This is a genomic window from Neobacillus sp. (assembly GCF_031988165.1).
In the GTDB taxonomy this organism is placed as follows: Bacteria; Bacillota; Bacilli; order Bacillales; family Cytobacillaceae; genus Neobacillus; species Neobacillus rhizosphaerae.
In genome coordinates, this window is sequence record NZ_DALZYO010000003.1 from 36,673 (window position 1) to 54,869 (window position 18,197).

Here is an 18,197-nt window from a genome sequence, read left to right on the forward strand (position 1 = left end):
TCTTAAACCATGTACTTTAAAATCTTAAACTCTCTCAAATTACGAGAAAGGTAAGTGTTCGTAATCTTGAGAGTGTAGGTATTGTAGCAAACCGGGCCAGTCCCTCAGAGAAGTAAAGTTTTAATGTTCTCGGATAATGATCACATTTTCCTGGGGACTTACCCCATTTTTCCTCACAGCATGCTAGCATGAAATAAGACCTTAACAAATTTGTTAAGGCCTATTTTAATTTCCTTATCACGGCACGGACTGGACTTCCATCCGCCTCCACTAATGGGAGTGGGAGGGCAGCTAATTCATAATCTCCTGGCGCAACATCGTCTAATACTAATCCTTCTAAAATATGAATGCCGAAACGATTAAGTTCATGATGGGCTGAAAGCTCTTTACTATCTAATGGATCAACTGAGGGTAAATCAAGGCCAAGCAGCCTAACTCCAAGCTCAGCAAGATACGCCGCTAATTCTGGTTCAATCGGAGGGATTGAATCAGGAAACACTTGTCGCTCCTGCCATGCATCCGTGCGAATAATTAGTCGAGTTACGTTGTCTAAATCCATCCCGGCTAATTCCTTAACACCGATGCTCGTCACATTTGGTACATGAACAACTTGCGCCGGCCCGATATACAGATTTATATCAAGTTCAATGACTCTTTTTCCATCATTATCAAAATGAAACGGCGCATCAATGTGGGTGCCCGTATGAGTACTCATCGTCATCTGACCCACATTGACTGATCCGCTATCTTCTTTGCTCCAGCTCACTTTGTAGCTGAAAGGTGTATCTCCCGGCCAGACAGGAATCTGATTGTCCAGCCGCTGCGAAATATCCATCCATTTATTCATTGGTCAACAGCCTCCTACTCCTCTAGTGTTTGTGACTTAAGTTATTAAAGCTTTGTTCGAAGACTTAAGAGCTCAGGGAAAAAATGGTGGTCTAGAACTCTTTTTAGATAGTTTACCCCGGAAGAGCCGCCTGTCCCTTGCTTATTCCCGATGATTCTTTCTACCGTGGACATGTGATTAAAGCGCCAGAGCTGCTGTTGATTCCCTATGTCTACCAGTTTTTCTGCTAGTTCATATAAATCCCAGTATTTCTCGGTGTTTCGATAAACGGTCAGCCACGCATCCTCGACACTAAGATTTGCCTCATAGCCTTGCGACCAATCCCGTAAAAGAACTTTTTCATCAACAGGTAATCCATGGGCGGCGAGTGCTGAGATGGCTGCATCATAAATACTTGGTTCATGAAGGGACTTCTTCAAGGATTCAAATAGATCAACCTGATGTTTATAAACCGCTAGGGTGTGAGCATTTTTTTGTCCTAAAGCAAACTCAATTTGGCGGTTTTGATAGGATTGGAATCCGGATGAATGCCCAAGCTTATGACGAAATTGCATATAATCAGCTGGGGTCAAGGTAGTAAGAACGTTCCATGACTGGATTAACTGCTGTTGAATTCTTGAAACACGCGATAACATTTTAAATGATGGTTCCAAATCGTTATGAAGAATACACTGAATGGCAGCATTCAATTCATGCAGGATTAGTTTCATCCATAACTCGTTCGTTTGATGGATGATGATAAACAGCATTTCATCGTGATGATTCGAAAGTCGATGCTGACTTGATAAAATTTTATCAAGGTGAAGATAATCTCCATATGACATCTCTTTTTGAAAATCGGTTTGAATCTCTTTTTCCAGCCCTGAAGCCTTGTTTTGCGGACTGTTGTCTAAGTTCCCCATAAATCCATCCTCCTATTTTATAAGTCAATAATATTTGTCTCATTGGTTTGCAGAATCCTGGATTCGAAGCTTTCTTATATTCATGAAAAAGTAAGAAACCGATAAAAAGGTTAACCATGGGATTCCGAACTAAAAGCAATATCTTAAAATTGGAAACCCAAGCCGTAAGCATTAACCTAACGAGATGAAGGGCCCCGATGATTGTTAAATAAGTAAAACCAATCATTTTTCCCGGCTGCTTTCCGGCTTATGCATTTCTAAAAATAAATGTCACGCAACGACCTCACGTTCATTGGCAAACTTCTCAAACTGCTTTTCCGTCATAATGACTTTAAGAGTTTGGACTACCTTCCAAACCTCTTCGTAGGTACTATAAAGGGCTACAGGGGCCAGGCGGATGATGTTTGGTGCCCGGAAGTCAGGAATAATCCCGTTTTCTTTCAAGGACTTGCAAATGCGTGCGGCTTCATTATGTTCAAGACTGACATGCCCGCCGCGGCGGATATTCTCGCTAGGATTCCCGATAACAAAACCCATATCCACTAACTCATGTTTAATAAGATCCATCAAATATTGATTGATGTGCAGGGACTTTTGCCGAATATTTTCAATGCCGGCTTCTGCAAATATTTCTAAAGACCCAATTAACGGGGCAAGACTTAATACATGCGGTGTGCCAATTTGATAAGCCGCAGCTGTATCCGCCGGTGTAAAGGCATGCTCAAGGTCAAACTGTTTATCTTTGCTCGATCCAAACCATCCAGCTAAACCAGGGGACCTTCCGAAATGTTTACGATTAACATACAACCCACCGACTGCCCCAGGCCCGCCGTTTAAATATTTGTAATTACACCAATAAGCAAAGTCAACGTCCCAATCTGTGAATGAATGAGGAATGGCGCCAATCGAATGGCAGGCGTCAAAGCCGATTAAGATATTTCGCTTATGTGCCTCCTCGGTCAATCGCCTGATATCTAGTATTTGCCCGCTGCGGTACAGTACGGTTGGCAGGATAATCATTGCTACGTCTTCGGTCATTGCTTCGATAATATCATTCTCTTCTATTAATCTCCCATCCTGACTTTTTACACGAATAAGATGAACATCGGGATCAAGTCCATGGGTGTGCAGTTGGCTTTTTAGGGCATAGATATCACTGGGGAAGTTTAATTCATCTGCTAAAATTTTTGTCTGCGATCCTTTTGGACTATAAAAAGTCGCAACAAGTTGATGAAGATTGATGGTTGTGGAACCGCTTGCAATTACCTCTTCAGCAGAAGCTCCCACGAGCGGCGCCATCATTTTCGCTAATTTTTCTGACAGGAAAAACCAAGGCTGCTCTCCTTTTGTCCAGCCGTCGATTCCATAATCCTTCCAATCTTGAAGGGTATTTAACAGTGTCCGTTCCGCTCGTTTTGAAAGTAGTCCTAAGGAATTCCCGTCCATATAGATGGAATTAGGATTTATATAAAACTCTTTACGAAACCGCGCAAGTGAATCATTCTTGTCCAGTTGTTTGGCAAAATCCAGTGTTGGAAGAAAATTTTCTGAGCCCACCATTATCATCCCTTTCTTTTGGATATATTTTCAAGGGAAATCATAACAAGGAATATGACTTCGCGTCAATAATTTAATTCAGAAAACTCTTGCAATTCTTGTGGATATATTATTCAGTATATTATGCCAAATACTATAACTTTTGATGGGGTAGAAAGCTTTTGTGGAATATAGAGAATAGAAATTATAGGGTAATATACATAATCCTTTTATAAAAATTTATTCATGGCTATACTTGTAATAGGTTGAGGTATGACGAATTGTTTTTATAAATGGGGGAGAAGTGATGGGTAAAAATCGAGTAACATATGAGCTTAATGCAAACGGGATTAAGTCTTTGCCAACCAATGAAATAAAAGTCATTTTGCGAGGGGCAGATGATTTGATCATGAGTGGCGGCCGTGCTATGCTTGCCAAAATCTTGGCGGGCTCGAAAGATAAAAAGCTATTAGAGCTAGAATTGAACTACAGTCCTGTATATGGAGCATTTAATGGGGTTTCGCAAAAAGAGATTCTCGCAAAAATAGACTGGATGATTATTCATCATTATTTGGCAATCGAATATAATGGTAGACTTCCACTACTTGTCTTTACCGATAAGGGCTGGGACATTGAACGCGAGACTTATGCTAATGAATTAATGGAAAAGCTTCTAACTGCTGCTGAAAATAGAACATATGAATTTGTTGAAACATTAAAAGACCGGAACCGCGGCTTGATTCTTCTTTTATTAGATAAGATTGCTGAATCAGGCAATAAAGAGCTCATTACCATATTGGATGCATGGCAAATGATTGAAGTTAAAAAAGTCAGGACAAACATCCATGAAGTGATTGCTTTATTGGAGAAAGTAGAAGATGAACCCAATATAAACGATAATCAAGAAGTGATCTCTTTTTCCGCAAATAAGAAATGGCTTTCTATTCCCATAGAAACCCGTAGAAAGCTTGAACGAAATGTTTGGTGCGTTTCTTGTGGAGATGTCGTACAAATTGAAAGATACACTGTTAAAGATTTATCAACTGGCATTGTTTTAGAAGGAAAATGTAAAAAATGCGGCCGTGATGTGGCAAGAGTTATTGATTAAAAATAACAGAACAGCTCGAAATAGGAGTGGATTATTATGAACAAACTATCACAGGGAATTTTCAAATGAACACTAGAATGAAATGGAATTCGAAACATAAAGAACGTGTGTGTGAACAGAAGGACCCTGTACCGAATCCTAGGTTAGAAAAACTATTTGATTTTCTTAAGGGAGGGACAGCACTGGATCTTGCTTGTGGACTGGGCGGAAACAGTTTATTTCTTGCGCGCATGAACTATCAAGTCCAGTCCATTGATATTTCGGATGTCGCTATAAACTATGTTCAGGAACTGGCAACTAACAATAAACTTAAAATCCACCCAAGAGTATACGATCTAACAAAATGGAATGATCTTAATTGGCAAAACAGTTCATTTAACTTAGTTGTCATTACTTATTACCTTGATCGCTCACTTTTTCCTAAAGTAAAAAACATGATAAAAGAGAATGGTTATTTTTTTATGGAAACCTTTTATCAGTCACCGCAGACCGAGAATCTGGGAGTATCTAATCAATATAAGCTGCTGCCTAAAGAGTTGTTAGTTGAATTTGGAGATTGGACAGTTCACTTTTTTGAAGAAAATGAGCAAGAGGGACGACAAACGATATTTTGTCAGAAATGTTAGCTTTGATTCCTATTCAGGAACAGGAAGGAAACTAGAACCATTCCTGAGACATCTTTTTGCAGTTAATATTTTTTCACAGGGAATTTATAGGCAAATGGTGAAGACTTTGAATTTTGGTTTATTTAATTTGCATAAGAACATTAACTAGAAAGCTAGGATTTAAGCTATCCTGGCTTTTTGGGTTTTCTAAAACGGAATACACAATTGTATTTGTATCACATAAAATAAAGAAAAATTTAGTTCCGGGGTTGGTAGGCATGGATTATCCAAAACAAAAGAATCATAACCAAAAAAATTCCAGCAATAAAAAAAGCAATAAAATTTTAGAACTGGAAAAAGAGGTACTATTAGGGCTTTGGATTCAAGTATTGGGTCAAATCCTTGAACTTAAAGCTTTATCGTCGCTATTTAAGTTAGAGGAAGATGCCAATAGAATCGGTGAACAACAAATATTGACAGGGGTTTGGATTAGGACGATTGGGCAAATATTAGAGGCCGTATCTGTAACAAGGCAAATAGGAGAAACGGATTTATTAAAACTTCTCCAAGAACAAAAACTTGCTATCACTGGTGATTTGCTTGTTTCAATAGGTTCCGCTTATGAAGTAATCGGAGGAATTCATGTACTTGAAGAGGAAACACTCAAAATTCCTAGAATCGTTCCATAAGGTCCAGTGCCTGCACGGGTACCACTCCGTTTTGGCTTTTTAAGATTATTGCCAATAAGAATTATTATTACATGCAGAAAGCCAATTGCTCATGACAATGATGTCGTGGATGGGTTCTGAAGGAACACATTTTGTTGATGAAGCAAATAAAATAGGTGCTACTTGAAAATGTTGTCCTTTTTTCTTTACGATATTTTCGAAAATCTACCCTAATAATATTGTTTCTTCCTCAGATTCATTATTGATCATCCTTTCTGGGCCTCAAATAGAGAATGTTTTTAACATTTTCTTTTAAAATTGGAAGGTTTGGACAAGACTTTTAAGGTAGGGGTGATTATGATAAGGAGGAGACATATTTATGAATAAACCTTTTGATTATCCGGAAATTTACTATAACGAAGTCGTTTTATATTTAGAAACCAAATGGGAGCGTCGATTAAGTGACCACGAACGACATGTTCTTATTGAAGGATACCGATTTGGCAGGATGATTGAAGCAGAGACTGAAATCAATAATACTAATTGTTACTAATTGAGATTCATATTTGTTACATAGATGAGGGTCTGTTAATAAAATGGTTCAGCAGCAGCGGACATAGCGAGAAAAGGGATAGCAAATCCACTTGCTTCTATTTGGTCAGTCAGCCAAATATTTAACTATCTGAATATGAAGATATTGGAAGAAAATACTTGTTGCCATAGAAAAAATCTTGGAAGAAAACGATAGGCTTACCCAGAATTAGGAGGTGAAACCAGTACTACTGTAGTTATAGGAAATTGTGTTTCAGAAATAGTTTGCGATTTGTGGGTTACAATTCTTAAAATAGCCGATTTACCACCGAATATTAAACAACAGCTTAAATAGTTTTGTATATTTTAATAGAAGAAAGATGGGATTTGGTTATATAATGAGAGGAAAAATGTGATATTTATATAAAAAGGGGTCAATCTGTCGAAAACTCATAAAGGGATCGGCCTTATATCCATTAACTGTCTGTTAGCGAATAGATGAAACAACTTTATGGGGGAACGGTATATGGTAGTTGTAAAATCAGTGAAAATTGATGGTGAGAGTATCCATGTATTTAAAAACGCGATCTATATCTTTGAATCAAGTTCGGGTTTCACTTTAGAATTGGATATGATTGTCAGTGAGGTTGTGGTGAAAAAATATAAAAAGGAAGATAACCTCATTGTTGAAATAGAATTAGAAGATGGTAGAATCATCAATTCCATTATGAATGTAAAAATCTTGCAAGGTGGATTGCCACAGCTAAATTTATTATGTGTGCTTGATGACCCCCAAGAGTATGAAGATTTCGATAGGGTGAACGAAAATGATTCATGGTTTCCGAATATAGAAGAGGGCATCACATTAGATGAAATAAGAAAAGTGGAAATGCCTAATGAAGAAGTTAGGTTAAAATTAAAACTTCCAATCGACCAGGTCGATTGGCTGAAAAATCAAAAAAGCAAAGCTTTAAATGAAATGTTCAAAGAAATTATTTATGACTATTGGAAAAAAGAGAATACTAAATGAATTTGACGCTTTTTTCAAACTTTGAAATGTAGTATGCATCAGATAAAAAACCTATTCATATAATAGTGCTTCTAATAAGGAAAACTGTGCTTTACACACTTATCGTTCTGATAAGCATGTGATTCAAAAGTCTATTGTTCGAATAATATAGGAAATAATTAAAAAGAAATTCATTCGAGTATAGAAAATCTCGTCTAAGTGTTCATTTAGTTTAATACCGGGTAAACATTATATGGAACAAGAAAATACGGGGTGTACAGGCACCCCGCATTTATACAGTAGTTACAATTTGAATTAAATCTAACAACCAATAATGATATTTAATTTAATTTATTTTATTTGCACTAAATAAATAAAGTTCCTGAAACCATAAAACTGAAAATTGAACCTATGATTAAACCAGCAGCTGCAAAAAACATTAATATTGCACCGTGGATTTTATTTCTATCATGATAAGTCAAAAACCCCAGGATTAATGCTCCTGCTCCAAACAGAAGTGGAATAAAAAGAAGGGAAATAACGGAGAATAGCCATCCAAACATAGGATAGGCAATTCCCAGTTTTTTGTCTGAAGAAAGTTCTTCATTTTTAATGGTTAATCCACCGCAATTATGACAAACATTAGTGTTTACAACTTCGTAAGAACCACTTTGTGAATTATACATTTGAATCACTCCATTTCATCATTTCTTAATTTTTCGTGACAATGACAGAAATAATTTAAATAAGAAGGGGTATTACAACACAAGTTATGGAAGGCAAAGGAACACAACGGAATCAACCTTTAAGAATATACTGAATATTATAAATTTATTTATAATATTACCATAATATAAATAAATTTCAAGTAATACGAAAGGAAAATATCGGAAAATCCTCAAGCAATACACAATTAAATGTCTATAATAACAAAACATCCTATACTCCCTCAGAAGTTTTGATAAACTGTTTTATTTTCTTCTTGAGCAATTAAGGTGCTGCATATCAAAATTTATCGGAATATTTAGAAAAAATAAAGGGATTTTCCTTCGTCTATCGAAATGGTAAGTTATCTACATTTAGAAAGGGTACATACATGAGTCATAAAAATCTAATGGAGTTAAGAAATGAAACAACAGAATCAGTTGAACATGCGGTTGAAATATTAAAACAATATTTAAGATTTCCTACTATCTCAGCGCAACAAACTGCGGTTCCGGAAACGGTTGAGTTTGAAGGATATTATTTATTTTAAATAACGATAAGCCACAGAATAATTTGTGGCTATTCTTTAATAAGGAATAATAATGTTTAAATTGAAATAAATAGTAAATAAACTTTAAAAAGAACTTGATATGGTTTAAAAAAAGTCCAGTATAGATTAAAAGATGTAACGATAATAGTGCGAAATCGTCTGATTTTTAAAGGAGAGATAGTGTTGCGAAACATAATAAGTCTGTTTTTCGTTTTCATAATCGGGTGTATTTTCCTTATTAGTACAGCTTATGCGAAATGGGCATATGCTTTTGTTGTCTATGATGGTAATACTTATATTGTTTCGGAAACTCATTTTGAAACCAAAGAAATCGATAAGAAGATAGGTGAGGTTACTAAGTATTCAGACAACGAAGGTACTTATAGTGGTAATTTTTCAAATAAATTTCCCAAAGGCACTGAATACTATGCAATCAAAGGTGTTAACATAAATGACGCAATTGCAGTTAAGGAAAGCGAAAAATCATTTATAAAAGCTAACTATGAAGGTAAATAAGCTGGTAGCGGTGAACAGGGTGATAGCGAATATAATTGGAATAATTTATTACTATATTTTGTTGGAGTAATTTTGTTGTTTGGCATCATTTATTTGTTCTTTAAAAAAAGAAATAGCCGATAATAAGCTAAAAAGGATGTCAAATGACATCCTTTTTCTTATTTTATTTGTTCCTAATACCTGCCAATTTTAATATCAAAATATCTGTCAAATTAGATTTTCCACCTTCTAACTGAACCCGTTATCATTTTATGTTAAGTTTCTTTTTTTATAGAATGTTGTTTTTATTGAAATTTAAGGACAATTTGACATTTACTCTTCGATTCGCTGATATATCATAAAATTCGCTGAGGTAGAAGGGTTCTACGTAGATATTCTCCCGAAAAAAGAGAGGAAAAGCCGATGTAGAAGTGTTCTACGTAGGCTTACACTGAAAAAAGAGAGGAAAAAAATCCCCATCCTAATCAAAGGTATTAGGGAAATTTAGTAGGTAAAGCAACAGTATTTGCCAAAACAGCATATTTTAAAAATTAAAATTGTCCGGATCTGCTCCATATCGCTTGTTTTCGTTCAGTGCATTTATTTTCTCCATATCACTTTCACTAAGGACAAAATCAAAGATATTCCCATTTTCAATAATACGGCTTTCTTTAACCGATTTTGGAATGGTGACAATTTCATTTTGCAGATCCCAGCGCAAAATGATTTGGGCTGTTGATTTATTGTGACTTGCGGCAATTTCTTTTAAAACAGGATGTTCAAGGAGCCTACCTTGCCCAAGTGGAGCCCAAGCTTCTATTTGGATTTCCTGCTTTCTGCAAAAATCGCGAAGTTCAGGCTGAGCTAAAAGGGGATGTAATTCCACTTGATTGACCATTGGTTTAATCTCTGCCATTGACATTAGGTCTTCTAGATGGTGGATATTAAAATTACTAACACCAATTGCCCGAATGCGGCCATCTTTATATAGTTTTTCGAGAACCTTCCATGTTTGTTTATACTCTCCTTTTACGGGCCAGTGGACTAAATATAAATCGACGTAATCAAGCCCAAGCTTTACTAAGCTCGTTTCAAAGGCTTCTAATACTGAATCATTTCGCTGATCCGAATTCCATACTTTTGTTGTAATGAATAGTTCTTCACGGGGAACCCCGGATTCTTTAATGGCCTGCCCAACACTATCTTCATTTTCATAAAGGGCTGCGGTATCAATGCTTCTATAACCAGCTTTAATTGCAGATTTAACGGATTGAAGCGCCTCTTCACCTTCTTGAACTTTATAAACGCCAAGTCCAAACCAAGGCATTTTGACTCCATTATGTAAAGTGGTTGTATCATGTAGGCTTTTCAAACTATACTCCTCCTTTTTGATTATCATAACTATAAGTATAGTACCTTCTGTTCTGCAGAATCAATTGAATGAATTGAAATGAGGATAAAAGACTTCCTGAATATTGTTGTCTAAGCAAACAAATCTGGTGGGAGTATCCATTTTTTTACCCATTATGGAAAATAATCGACATTGATGGTAGCTATAAAGTAAACTCTTTTCCTAACATGATGCTGCCACATTCATAAATTTATATAAAATTGACTCTACTCAAATTCAACAATATGAAGAGGAGATCAAGCTTGCTTATTACCATTTGATAAAAACATGCGGGGATGAAACAGGATACCTTTGCTGACGAACTATTGGAAATGCAAAAGGCATTGGATCGGTACCAATGCCTTTCATCTGTTATTGTGTAAGATATAAATTTGTTAGTAATCTTTTTTTACTCGATTTATTTCCCTTTTTGTGTAGTTAAAGGGGTTCATAGATAATGTTATATTTACCTCTATAGGTAAGGGCTTTCGTGTTTCGCTTTGAGCCTAATCCAACGGCGCTCTACCTCATCATCAAACAGTTTAAGCATGTCTTTGCTGTTTTCTTTAAGTAAATGTTTCGTTTTCCCCATTAGCTTCAGCCACTCTGATACCGCGATCCGTTTGTTTTTATTCTCAGGATCATAGGTAACTGTCGTGATTCCACGTTCCACCTCATAAAGCGGGAAGAAGCAGGAGTTGACAGCAGCCTCTACAATCGTTTGACCTAATTCATCCTTCGATTTCCAGTTCAATGGACAAGTAATCAAAATTTTACCGTAAACCAAGCCTTCATTTTTAGCATACCACTGGGCCTTAGCTGCCTTCTTTAAAAGATCCCTGTCAAACGCTTCTGTTCCTGTAAATACATAAGGAATATGAGTAGCAGCCATGATTTGCGCCGTATCCTTATGATGGAATGGTTTTCCATTTTGGAAGGAGCCAACATTTGAGGTGCTTGTCATATGTCCCATTGGTGTCGAATAGGAGAGCTGGCTACCCGTATTCATGTATCCTTCGTTATCATATTCAAGGATGATCATTTTATGGTTTCTTAATGCGGTTCCGATGGCAGGACCCATGCCAATATCCATGCCACCGTCACCCGTCACCATGACAAAGGTAAAGTCATTGCTCAGTCCTAAGTCAGATAATTCACCGCGCCGTTTTCTTTCATGAAACATTTCCACAAGACCCGATAACGTTGCTGAGCCATTTTGAAAGAGATTGTGGATGTAAGTCGCTTTATGGGCACTGTATGGAAAGCCAGTTGTCACAACCATGGCACATCCGGTATGGAATAAAGCAACAATGTCTCCTTCAATTCCTTTAAAGAACAGCTCTAGTCCTGAGAAGATTCCGCACCCTGGGCATGCACCGTGTCCAGAAGCTAACCGTTTTGGCTTTTTTGTTAAACTCCTTAGTGGAGGGATTTTAACCTTTAGTTCTCCAGTATTTTCATCAGGCGTGACGGTGATTAAACCAGTGTTCAAGTCTTCTTTTTTCATTGGATTCAAGACACGTTTTGGCGCGAATTTCGAGTTGCCGGGATTATGCCCGAAGTAGTCAAATGGCTTTTCAACACAGCTTTTTTCAGCCGCTTCTTGCGCTAATTGGAAAAAATGTTCTGCGTCGTCAGCATAAAAATCTTTGCCGCCCAATCCGTAGATCCGGTTAATTACCTTTGTACTAACATTTCCCGCTGTTTGCAAAGCCGCTTTTAATTCTAGTGCCATGTTTCCGCCATGTGCTCCGTATGAGTCGGCACGGTCTCCAACTGTAACCGCTTTTACATTTCTCAAACTTTCAACTAATTGTTTTTGCGGGAAGGGACGAATCATATTTGGAGAGATGACACCGGCTTTTATCCCCTGTATGCGGAGCCGGTCGGCTACATCCTTGCAAACCTCGGCGGCCGAATTCAACATAAACACTGCCACGTCTGCATCATCCATGCGATATAAATCAAGAATAGGGTATTCCCGACCGGTTAATTCGGCATATTCTTTCGAAATTTTTTCGAAGACCTGCTCTGCTTTATACATGGCTTCCGATTGTTGATAACAGTTATTAATGTAGTCGGGTTCATTCATATAAGGACCGATTGTGACTGGATTCTCGCGATCTAATGCATGAGGGAAGTTCGCATTTGGCTCGCCGATAAACTTCTGTACATCTTCTTTATTTTTCATCACCTCGACCCGTCTCTTTTGATGGGAGGTGAAATAACCGTCGAATGAGACGATGACGGGTAGTCGGACTTCAGGATCTTCCGCTAGTTTAATCGCGATAATGTTCATATCATAGACGATTTGCGGATCACGGGCCATTAGGATCGGCCATCCGGTATTTAACGCGAAATATAAATCGGAGTGATCTCCATGAATATTTAATGGTCCGGATATGGAGCGGTTGACCAAATTTAACACCATTGGAAATCGAGTTCCCGATTGAACAGGCAACTGCTCTAGCATATAGAGAAACCCATTTGCACTTGTAGCGTTAAAAACACGTCCGCCGCCAGTCGAAGCCCCGTAGCAGATACCGGCTGATCCGTGTTCTCCGTCAGCAGGGATCAACACGATATCATGCTCGCCTTTGGCTTTCATCCCATCAAGGAACTGAGCAACTTCTGTTGAAGGAGAAATCGGAAAATACCCCATAACATGATAATTAATTTGGTGTGCTGCATAGGCAGCCATTTCATTGCCGGATTCAAATACGACACTTTGCTCAAACGTTCCATTTGGAATGGTTAACTTTTCTTGGCTTAAATCAATGGACATGGAGAATCCGTCCTTTCCTTAATTTTGAATGGCCAAATCAAATAGATGTGGCACACGATTCTTGTCTGCGTAGCCGTCATTATATTCTCTTTCTCCCGTTAATGCATCAACAGGACAAGCATGGACGCATTTCAAACAGCCTTTGCAATATTGGTAGTCAATACCTTGAAGGAACATTTGCCGTCGGCCCCGTTTGTCTTCTTGTTCTTCCCAAACAAAGCAAAAGTCTGGGCAAGCGGTATCACAGGCTGCACAATTAATACATTTCTCTTCATGAAAATGCGGCAGCATCCCGGCACGTGAAATGCTTAAATCCTTTAATATGCTGTTTCCTGGATTTGTGATGGTACCGCCAATGGCCTGGGTTTGATAACCGAGCAGTGGTTCTGCTCTAGAAAATGGTTTATGATCAATTAAATCATCAAACGAATATGTTTTGAATTTTACTTCATTGTACCCGCGTTCAAACGTCCGGATATTGGGTTCGACAAGGTGTGGATACTTCGACTCAAACGTCCGGCTAATTGTTTGTTTCATAGAATCAGGGTCTAAGAAGTCCAAGATCCGATAAAGCGCTCCCAGCATAGCGGTATTGACTTTTGTTTGTTCTTCTAATGCAATTCCTGTTGCATCAACGATGGCGATTGTTCCGCCAGGGATTTTCATGTCATTCTTCAGTTCGTAAGGGGATTTTTGTGAATTCACTAAGATGGTGCTGTCGGGATAAATCCCGCTTGTACAATCAATGGTTTTAAAAAGGGCATCATGGAAAATGCCTACTACATGTGGACGTTCAATTGGTGTGGTGTCTCTGATGTTTGTAACAGGATCGCAAAAGCGAATATGCGCTTTTACAGGGGAGCCTTTTTTCTCTGATCCGTAAGATGAAAAACCGACTCCGTTTAGTCCGTTTCCAACAACTCCATCCTCAGAAAGCATTTTTCCAGCTAAATTAGCTCCCAACCCGCCAATTGATTCTAGGCGAATCTCAAAAAAACCCAATTCATTGCTTTTCGGCAATTTTGACAAAAGTATTCCTCCCATCAGTTAAAGGCCTCAATATTACCAGGATTTAATTTTATGAATTTTCTAAAAATGATGTAATTTAATTGTAACAAGATACTAAATCAATTACAACAGATTAATAAGTTAAGAAATAAAAATAGCGTAATAACGCTTTTAAAGTTGCAGTTATTAGATTAATTTTTGCATCAGTACCTATTAAACACACGTATTGATATAGTACAGAAAAATTTTGTTATATAACAAAATGAGAACTAATGGGAGTATTTTATAGGAATTAAAATGGTAAAAAGGGAGTTAAAGATTCACAAGCATGGAGGGACCTTTACATAAAGAGATTTTTTTAATGGTTTGGAGAAGTTCATATCAGATTATTCTAAACTAGAAAAAATACGTATTTATTATTATTGAAATAAAAAAAGGTGTGAAATGTTCACACCGCACCAATCTTTTAAATGTTAACAATTACAGTAAAGGTGGATTGAAGGAGTTTGTACTATTTTTGATAAATGTCATCATATTTCATAGTTTGTTCAATATTTCACAAACTATTATGCTAAACTCGTGTTATGATGAATTCATAAAGAAATAAGGAGTGATAAGTCATGATGGTTTGTGAATGGAAAACCTTCTCTACTGATTCTGAAACTTATACACTTGAGGTGTTTGAAGAAACAGTGGGTGACGAATTTGAGGCAATGATGTTTAAAGATAATGAAAATATTCCAGCATATATTTGGACGATCAATTACGTGATCATAGTAAAAAGATATTCAAAAGTACTAACGGATATTTCATTTGAAAAAATTCCTAGAAATCCCGTTTGCGATTAACAACTTGTGAAACATATATTTTAATATTCCATTTTTTTTACTTCAACTTGTGAAATATTTCACAAACTTTTTTAAAATGTTAATCCTTAGTTTTATATGTATTTTTGTAAAGTTCTTCACCATTTCTTTTAACCAAATGGAGGGATAACCATGGCTTTGGCAGAAAAAGCAGTGATAGAAAAGCAGAGTGTTACACAAATGGTTGATGTTTTAGTGGAAAATGGTCTAAAAGCATTGGAAGAATTCCGCAGCTTTGACCAAGAACTGATTGATGAAATTGTCATGAAAATGTCCTTGGCCGGGCTTGATCAGCATATGCCACTTGCAAAACTTGCGGTTGAAGAAACAGGCAGAGGCGTTTATGAAGATAAAATCATCAAAAACATGTTTGCAACGGAGTATGTCTATCATAATATCAAATATGATAAAACCGTTGGCATCATAAATGAGAATGAGCATGAAGGAATCATTGAAATTGCTGAGCCTGTGGGAGTTATAGCGGGGGTGACACCTGTCACAAATCCAACTTCAACTACGATGTTTAAAGCACTCATATCGATTAAAACGAGAAATCCGATTGTTTTTGCTTTCCATCCATCCGCACAGAAATGCAGCAGTGAAGCGGCTAGGGTACTTAGAGATGCAGCGATAATGGCTGGGGCGCCAGAAAATTGCATTCAATGGATTGAAACGCCTTCACTTGAGGCGACACAAGCTCTTATGAATCATATGAAGGTTTCGATGATTCTTGCCACAGGTGGTGCGGGCATGGTTAAATCCGCCTACAGTTCAGGAAAACCTGCCCTTGGAGTCGGACCAGGGAATGTCCCTTGTTATATTGATAAAACAGCTAATCTGTATCAAGCAGTTAATGATTTAATCTTATCAAAAACATTTGACAATGGGATGATTTGTGCCTCAGAACAAGCTGTTATTATGGATAAAGAAATTTATGATGATGTAAAAAATGAAATGATTGCAAACAATTGTTATTTTTTAAATAAAGAAGAAATAGAAAAGGTTGAAAAATTAGTCATTAATGAACATTCCTGTGCTGTAAACCCTGATATTGTTGGAATGGCTGCCTCAAAAATTGCGGCAATGGCAGGCGTAAATGTCCCTGAGGATACAAAAATTCTTGTTGCTGAATTAAAAGGAGTAGGACCTGGCTACCCGCTTTCGAGAGAAAAATTAAGCCCCGTACTAGCTTGTTACAAGGTTAGTGGTCTTGAGGAAGGATTAAAGAGAGCTGAAGAAATGCTAGAATTTGGAGGTTTAGGGCATTCTGCGGTTATTCACTCTACTGATCAAACCGCGATTAAGAAGTTTGGCTTACGAATGAAAGCAGGGAGGATTATTGTAAACGCGCCATCCTCACAAGGTGCTATCGGTGATATTTATAATGCCTATATGCCTTCCTTAACACTTGGCTGCGGCACATATGGAGGAAACTCTGTTTCCACTAACGTGGGTGCGATTCATTTAATTAATGTTAAAAAAGTGGCTAAAAGGAATGTCAATATGCAATGGTTTAAGGTTCCGTCTAAAATTTATTTTGAAAAAAATTCCATTCAGTACTTAGCAAAAATGCCTAAGTTATCCAAAGCCTTTATTGTTACGGATCCTGGAATGGTGAAATTAGGATATGTTGATAAAGTTCTCTATTATTTAAGAAAGCGTCCGGATTATGTCCATTGCGAAATTTTTTCAGAGGTGGAACCTGACCCTTCGATTGAAACCGTCTTGAAGGGGGCAGAAATGATGGCTAAATTCCAGCCTGATGTCATCATTGCTCTTGGCGGGGGTTCAGCAATGGATGCTGCTAAAGGAATGTGGTTGTTTTATGAACATCCTGATGCTGAATTCTTTGGACTTAAACAAAAATTCCTAGATATTCGTAAACGTATTGTGAAATATCCACATTTAGGTGAAAGAGCACAATTCGTGGCAATTCCGACTACTTCTGGAACAGGATCTGAGGTAACGTCATTTTCCGTTATTACCGATAAAGAAGCAAATATGAAATATCCGCTTGCCGATTATGAATTGACACCAGATGTAGCAATTATTGATCCGCAGTTTGTTATGACGGTGCCTAAGACGATTACAGCAGATACTGGAATGGACGTTCTAACTCACGCCATTGAAGCGTATGTTTCCTGTATGGCCAATGATTATACAGATGGACTCGCCATGAAAGCCATTCAGCTCGTATTTGAATATTTGCCAAGAGCCTATCGAAATGGAAGTGACGAATTAGCTCGCGAAAAAGTGCATAATGCATCAACGATTGCTGGTATGGCCTTTGCCAATGCGTTTCTTGGCATCAATCACAGCCTGGCGCATAAGCTTGGGGCAGAATTCCATATCGCTCACGGAAGAGCGAATACAATTTTGCTTCCACATGTCATTCGCTATAATGCAACCAAACCGAAGAAGTTTACCGCGTTCCCGAAATATGCCCACTTTGTCGCTGACAAGCGCTATGCGGAAATTGCGAGAACATTAGGTCTCCCAGCTTGTTCAACGGAAGAAGGCGTAGAGAGCCTCGTTCAGGCCATTATTAAGCTAGCTCATGAGCTTGAAATCCCTATGAGCATTGAAGCAAATAATGTGGAGAAAGAACTATTCGAAAGCAAAGTAGATTATCTCGCTGAGCGAGCATTTGAAGACCAATGTACAACTGCAAATCCAAAGCTTCCATTAATATCAGAATTAGCTGAAATATATCGTCAAGCATTTAAAGGAGTTTAACTTTTGAGGTTGAAACGAAAAAGTAAGTAATTTACTAACCATACAATTTTAAAAAAACTTAGGTACAATAGGGTGTCAGGTAACCATCGATAATTAAGTGGTTACCTGACATTATTTTTTTGGATTTAGAAAGGACTACGGATTTTAAGTCCTAAGGAAAGACAGAATTATTTATACTTTAAGTGAAGTCCTCCTTTTGAGGGCTTCTTTTGTGTATTGTGTATTTTTTATAGAAAATAACCTCAAAAAGGTAAATTGGTGTTAATATCATATATAAATCCTGTGGCCAGTGTCAGTTAACTGCCAATTTACCAGGTAGAATGGATAAAAAAGAAAAAAGAAAGATTTGAATGAAATGTGGTGTAGTGCATGTTCCGATTTCGTTCAAATAGAAAATATATTGTCAAAGAATCAAAACATGTGGTCGTGAAGTGGCTAGGGTTATAGACTAGCAAA

At 37.4% G+C, this 18,197-nt stretch carries 16 protein-coding genes; 9 read left to right on the forward strand and 7 right to left on the reverse strand.

Going from position 1 to position 18,197, the window contains the following annotated elements; all coding sequences use genetic code 11:
- Positions 1–220 precede the first annotated feature (220 nt).
- The 3 genes from kynB to kynU all read right to left on the reverse strand — a co-directional run bounded on the left by kynB (position 221) and on the right by kynU (position 3,309).
- A complete protein-coding gene (kynB, locus tag RTR43_RS02475; RefSeq protein WP_312469413.1) occupies positions 221–847 on the reverse strand; it encodes an arylformamidase in 627 nt (208 codons plus the stop codon).
- A gap of 44 nt (positions 848–891) precedes the next feature.
- On the reverse strand, positions 892–1,749 hold the full coding sequence (gene kynA, locus RTR43_RS02480; RefSeq protein WP_312469414.1) for a tryptophan 2,3-dioxygenase: 858 nt from the start codon (positions 1,747–1,749) through the stop codon (positions 892–894).
- A 270-nt stretch (positions 1,750–2,019) separates the two neighbouring features.
- Positions 2,020–3,309, reverse strand: a complete 1,290-nt coding sequence (gene kynU, locus RTR43_RS02485; RefSeq protein WP_312469416.1) for a kynureninase — start codon at positions 3,307–3,309, stop codon at positions 2,020–2,022.
- A gap of 283 nt (positions 3,310–3,592) precedes the next feature.
- On the opposite strand from kynU, the gene RTR43_RS02490 reads away from it, so the two are divergent.
- From RTR43_RS02490 to RTR43_RS02510, 5 genes are all read left to right on the forward strand, one after another.
- Positions 3,593–4,393 carry an RQC-minor-1 family DNA-binding protein gene (locus RTR43_RS02490; protein WP_312469418.1) on the forward strand — a complete coding sequence of 267 codons (801 nt, stop codon included), beginning with the start codon at positions 3,593–3,595 and terminating at the stop codon, positions 4,391–4,393.
- Positions 4,394–4,458: 65 nt separating this feature from the next.
- Positions 4,459–5,019: a class I SAM-dependent methyltransferase gene (locus tag RTR43_RS02495; RefSeq protein WP_312469419.1), complete on the forward strand. Its 561-nt coding sequence runs from the start codon at positions 4,459–4,461 to the stop codon at positions 5,017–5,019.
- A gap of 257 nt (positions 5,020–5,276) precedes the next feature.
- Positions 5,277–5,687 carry a hypothetical protein gene (locus RTR43_RS02500; RefSeq protein WP_312469421.1) on the forward strand — a complete coding sequence of 137 codons (411 nt, stop codon included), beginning with the start codon at positions 5,277–5,279 and terminating at the stop codon, positions 5,685–5,687.
- 358 nt (positions 5,688–6,045) lie between these two features.
- The gene (locus RTR43_RS02505; protein WP_312469422.1) at positions 6,046–6,219 is read left to right on the forward strand and encodes a hypothetical protein; all 174 of its coding nucleotides are present in this window, start codon (positions 6,046–6,048) and stop codon (positions 6,217–6,219) included.
- 504 nt (positions 6,220–6,723) lie between these two features.
- The gene (locus RTR43_RS02510; protein WP_312469423.1) at positions 6,724–7,227 is read left to right on the forward strand and encodes a hypothetical protein; all 504 of its coding nucleotides are present in this window, start codon (positions 6,724–6,726) and stop codon (positions 7,225–7,227) included.
- Positions 7,228–7,571: 344 nt separating this feature from the next.
- Here RTR43_RS02510 and RTR43_RS02515 read toward each other — a convergent pair whose 3' ends face one another.
- On the reverse strand, positions 7,572–7,892 hold the full coding sequence (locus RTR43_RS02515) for a hypothetical protein (RefSeq protein ID WP_312469424.1): 321 nt from the start codon (positions 7,890–7,892) through the stop codon (positions 7,572–7,574).
- A 410-nt stretch (positions 7,893–8,302) separates the two neighbouring features.
- Between RTR43_RS02515 and RTR43_RS02520 the strand changes: the two genes are divergently transcribed.
- Positions 8,303–8,461, forward strand: a complete 159-nt coding sequence (locus RTR43_RS02520) for a hypothetical protein (protein ID WP_312469426.1) — start codon at positions 8,303–8,305, stop codon at positions 8,459–8,461.
- A 180-nt stretch (positions 8,462–8,641) separates the two neighbouring features.
- Complete coding sequence (locus RTR43_RS02525; protein ID WP_396954524.1) at positions 8,642–8,977, forward strand: hypothetical protein; 336 nt, start codon at positions 8,642–8,644, stop codon at positions 8,975–8,977.
- A 523-nt stretch (positions 8,978–9,500) separates the two neighbouring features.
- On the opposite strand, the gene RTR43_RS02530 is transcribed toward RTR43_RS02525, so the two are convergent.
- The 3 genes from RTR43_RS02530 to RTR43_RS02540 all read right to left on the reverse strand — a co-directional run bounded on the left by RTR43_RS02530 (position 9,501) and on the right by RTR43_RS02540 (position 14,160).
- Positions 9,501–10,355 carry an aldo/keto reductase gene (locus RTR43_RS02530; protein ID WP_312469429.1) on the reverse strand — a complete coding sequence of 285 codons (855 nt, stop codon included), beginning with the start codon at positions 10,353–10,355 and terminating at the stop codon, positions 9,501–9,503.
- Positions 10,356–10,818: 463 nt separating this feature from the next.
- Positions 10,819–13,131, reverse strand: coding sequence for a thiamine pyrophosphate-dependent enzyme (locus RTR43_RS02535; protein ID WP_312469431.1), 2,313 nt, complete (start codon positions 13,129–13,131; stop codon positions 10,819–10,821).
- A gap of 18 nt (positions 13,132–13,149) precedes the next feature.
- Complete coding sequence (locus RTR43_RS02540; RefSeq protein WP_312469432.1) at positions 13,150–14,160, reverse strand: 2-oxoacid:acceptor oxidoreductase family protein; 1,011 nt, start codon at positions 14,158–14,160, stop codon at positions 13,150–13,152.
- Positions 14,161–14,759: 599 nt separating this feature from the next.
- Between RTR43_RS02540 and RTR43_RS02545 the strand changes: the two genes are divergently transcribed.
- Together RTR43_RS02545 and adhE are read left to right on the forward strand one after the other, a co-directional pair.
- Positions 14,760–14,987: a hypothetical protein gene (locus RTR43_RS02545; protein ID WP_312469433.1), complete on the forward strand. Its 228-nt coding sequence runs from the start codon at positions 14,760–14,762 to the stop codon at positions 14,985–14,987.
- A gap of 150 nt (positions 14,988–15,137) precedes the next feature.
- Entirely contained in the window at positions 15,138–17,741 is a 2,604-nt protein-coding gene (adhE, locus tag RTR43_RS02550) for a bifunctional acetaldehyde-CoA/alcohol dehydrogenase (RefSeq protein WP_312469434.1), read from the forward strand.
- Positions 17,742–18,197 lie beyond the last annotated feature (456 nt).

What these genes read in the sequence shown, in the direction of transcription:
- kynB (WP_312469413.1), bottom strand. Translation starts at nt 847, where the DNA reads ATGAATAAATGGATGGATATTTCGCAGCGGCTGGACAATCAGATTCCT.
- kynA (WP_312469414.1), bottom strand. Translation starts at nt 1,749, where the DNA reads ATGGGGAACTTAGACAACAGTCCGCAAAACAAGGCTTCAGGGCTGGAA.
- kynU (WP_312469416.1), bottom strand. Translation starts at nt 3,309, where the DNA reads ATGGTGGGCTCAGAAAATTTTCTTCCAACACTGGATTTTGCCAAACAA.
- RTR43_RS02490 (WP_312469418.1), top strand. Translation starts at nt 3,593, where the DNA reads ATGGGTAAAAATCGAGTAACATATGAGCTTAATGCAAACGGGATTAAG.
- RTR43_RS02495 (WP_312469419.1), top strand. Translation starts at nt 4,459, where the DNA reads ATGAACACTAGAATGAAATGGAATTCGAAACATAAAGAACGTGTGTGT.
- RTR43_RS02500 (WP_312469421.1), top strand. Translation starts at nt 5,277, where the DNA reads ATGGATTATCCAAAACAAAAGAATCATAACCAAAAAAATTCCAGCAAT.
- RTR43_RS02505 (WP_312469422.1), top strand. Translation starts at nt 6,046, where the DNA reads ATGAATAAACCTTTTGATTATCCGGAAATTTACTATAACGAAGTCGTT.
- RTR43_RS02510 (WP_312469423.1), top strand. Translation starts at nt 6,724, where the DNA reads ATGGTAGTTGTAAAATCAGTGAAAATTGATGGTGAGAGTATCCATGTA.
- RTR43_RS02515 (WP_312469424.1), bottom strand. Translation starts at nt 7,892, where the DNA reads ATGTATAATTCACAAAGTGGTTCTTACGAAGTTGTAAACACTAATGTT.
- RTR43_RS02520 (WP_312469426.1), top strand. Translation starts at nt 8,303, where the DNA reads ATGAGTCATAAAAATCTAATGGAGTTAAGAAATGAAACAACAGAATCA.
- RTR43_RS02530 (WP_312469429.1), bottom strand. Translation starts at nt 10,355, where the DNA reads ATGATAATCAAAAAGGAGGAGTATAGTTTGAAAAGCCTACATGATACA.
- RTR43_RS02535 (WP_312469431.1), bottom strand. Translation starts at nt 13,131, where the DNA reads ATGTCCATTGATTTAAGCCAAGAAAAGTTAACCATTCCAAATGGAACG.
- RTR43_RS02545 (WP_312469433.1), top strand. Translation starts at nt 14,760, where the DNA reads ATGATGGTTTGTGAATGGAAAACCTTCTCTACTGATTCTGAAACTTAT.
- adhE (WP_312469434.1), top strand. Translation starts at nt 15,138, where the DNA reads ATGGCTTTGGCAGAAAAAGCAGTGATAGAAAAGCAGAGTGTTACACAA.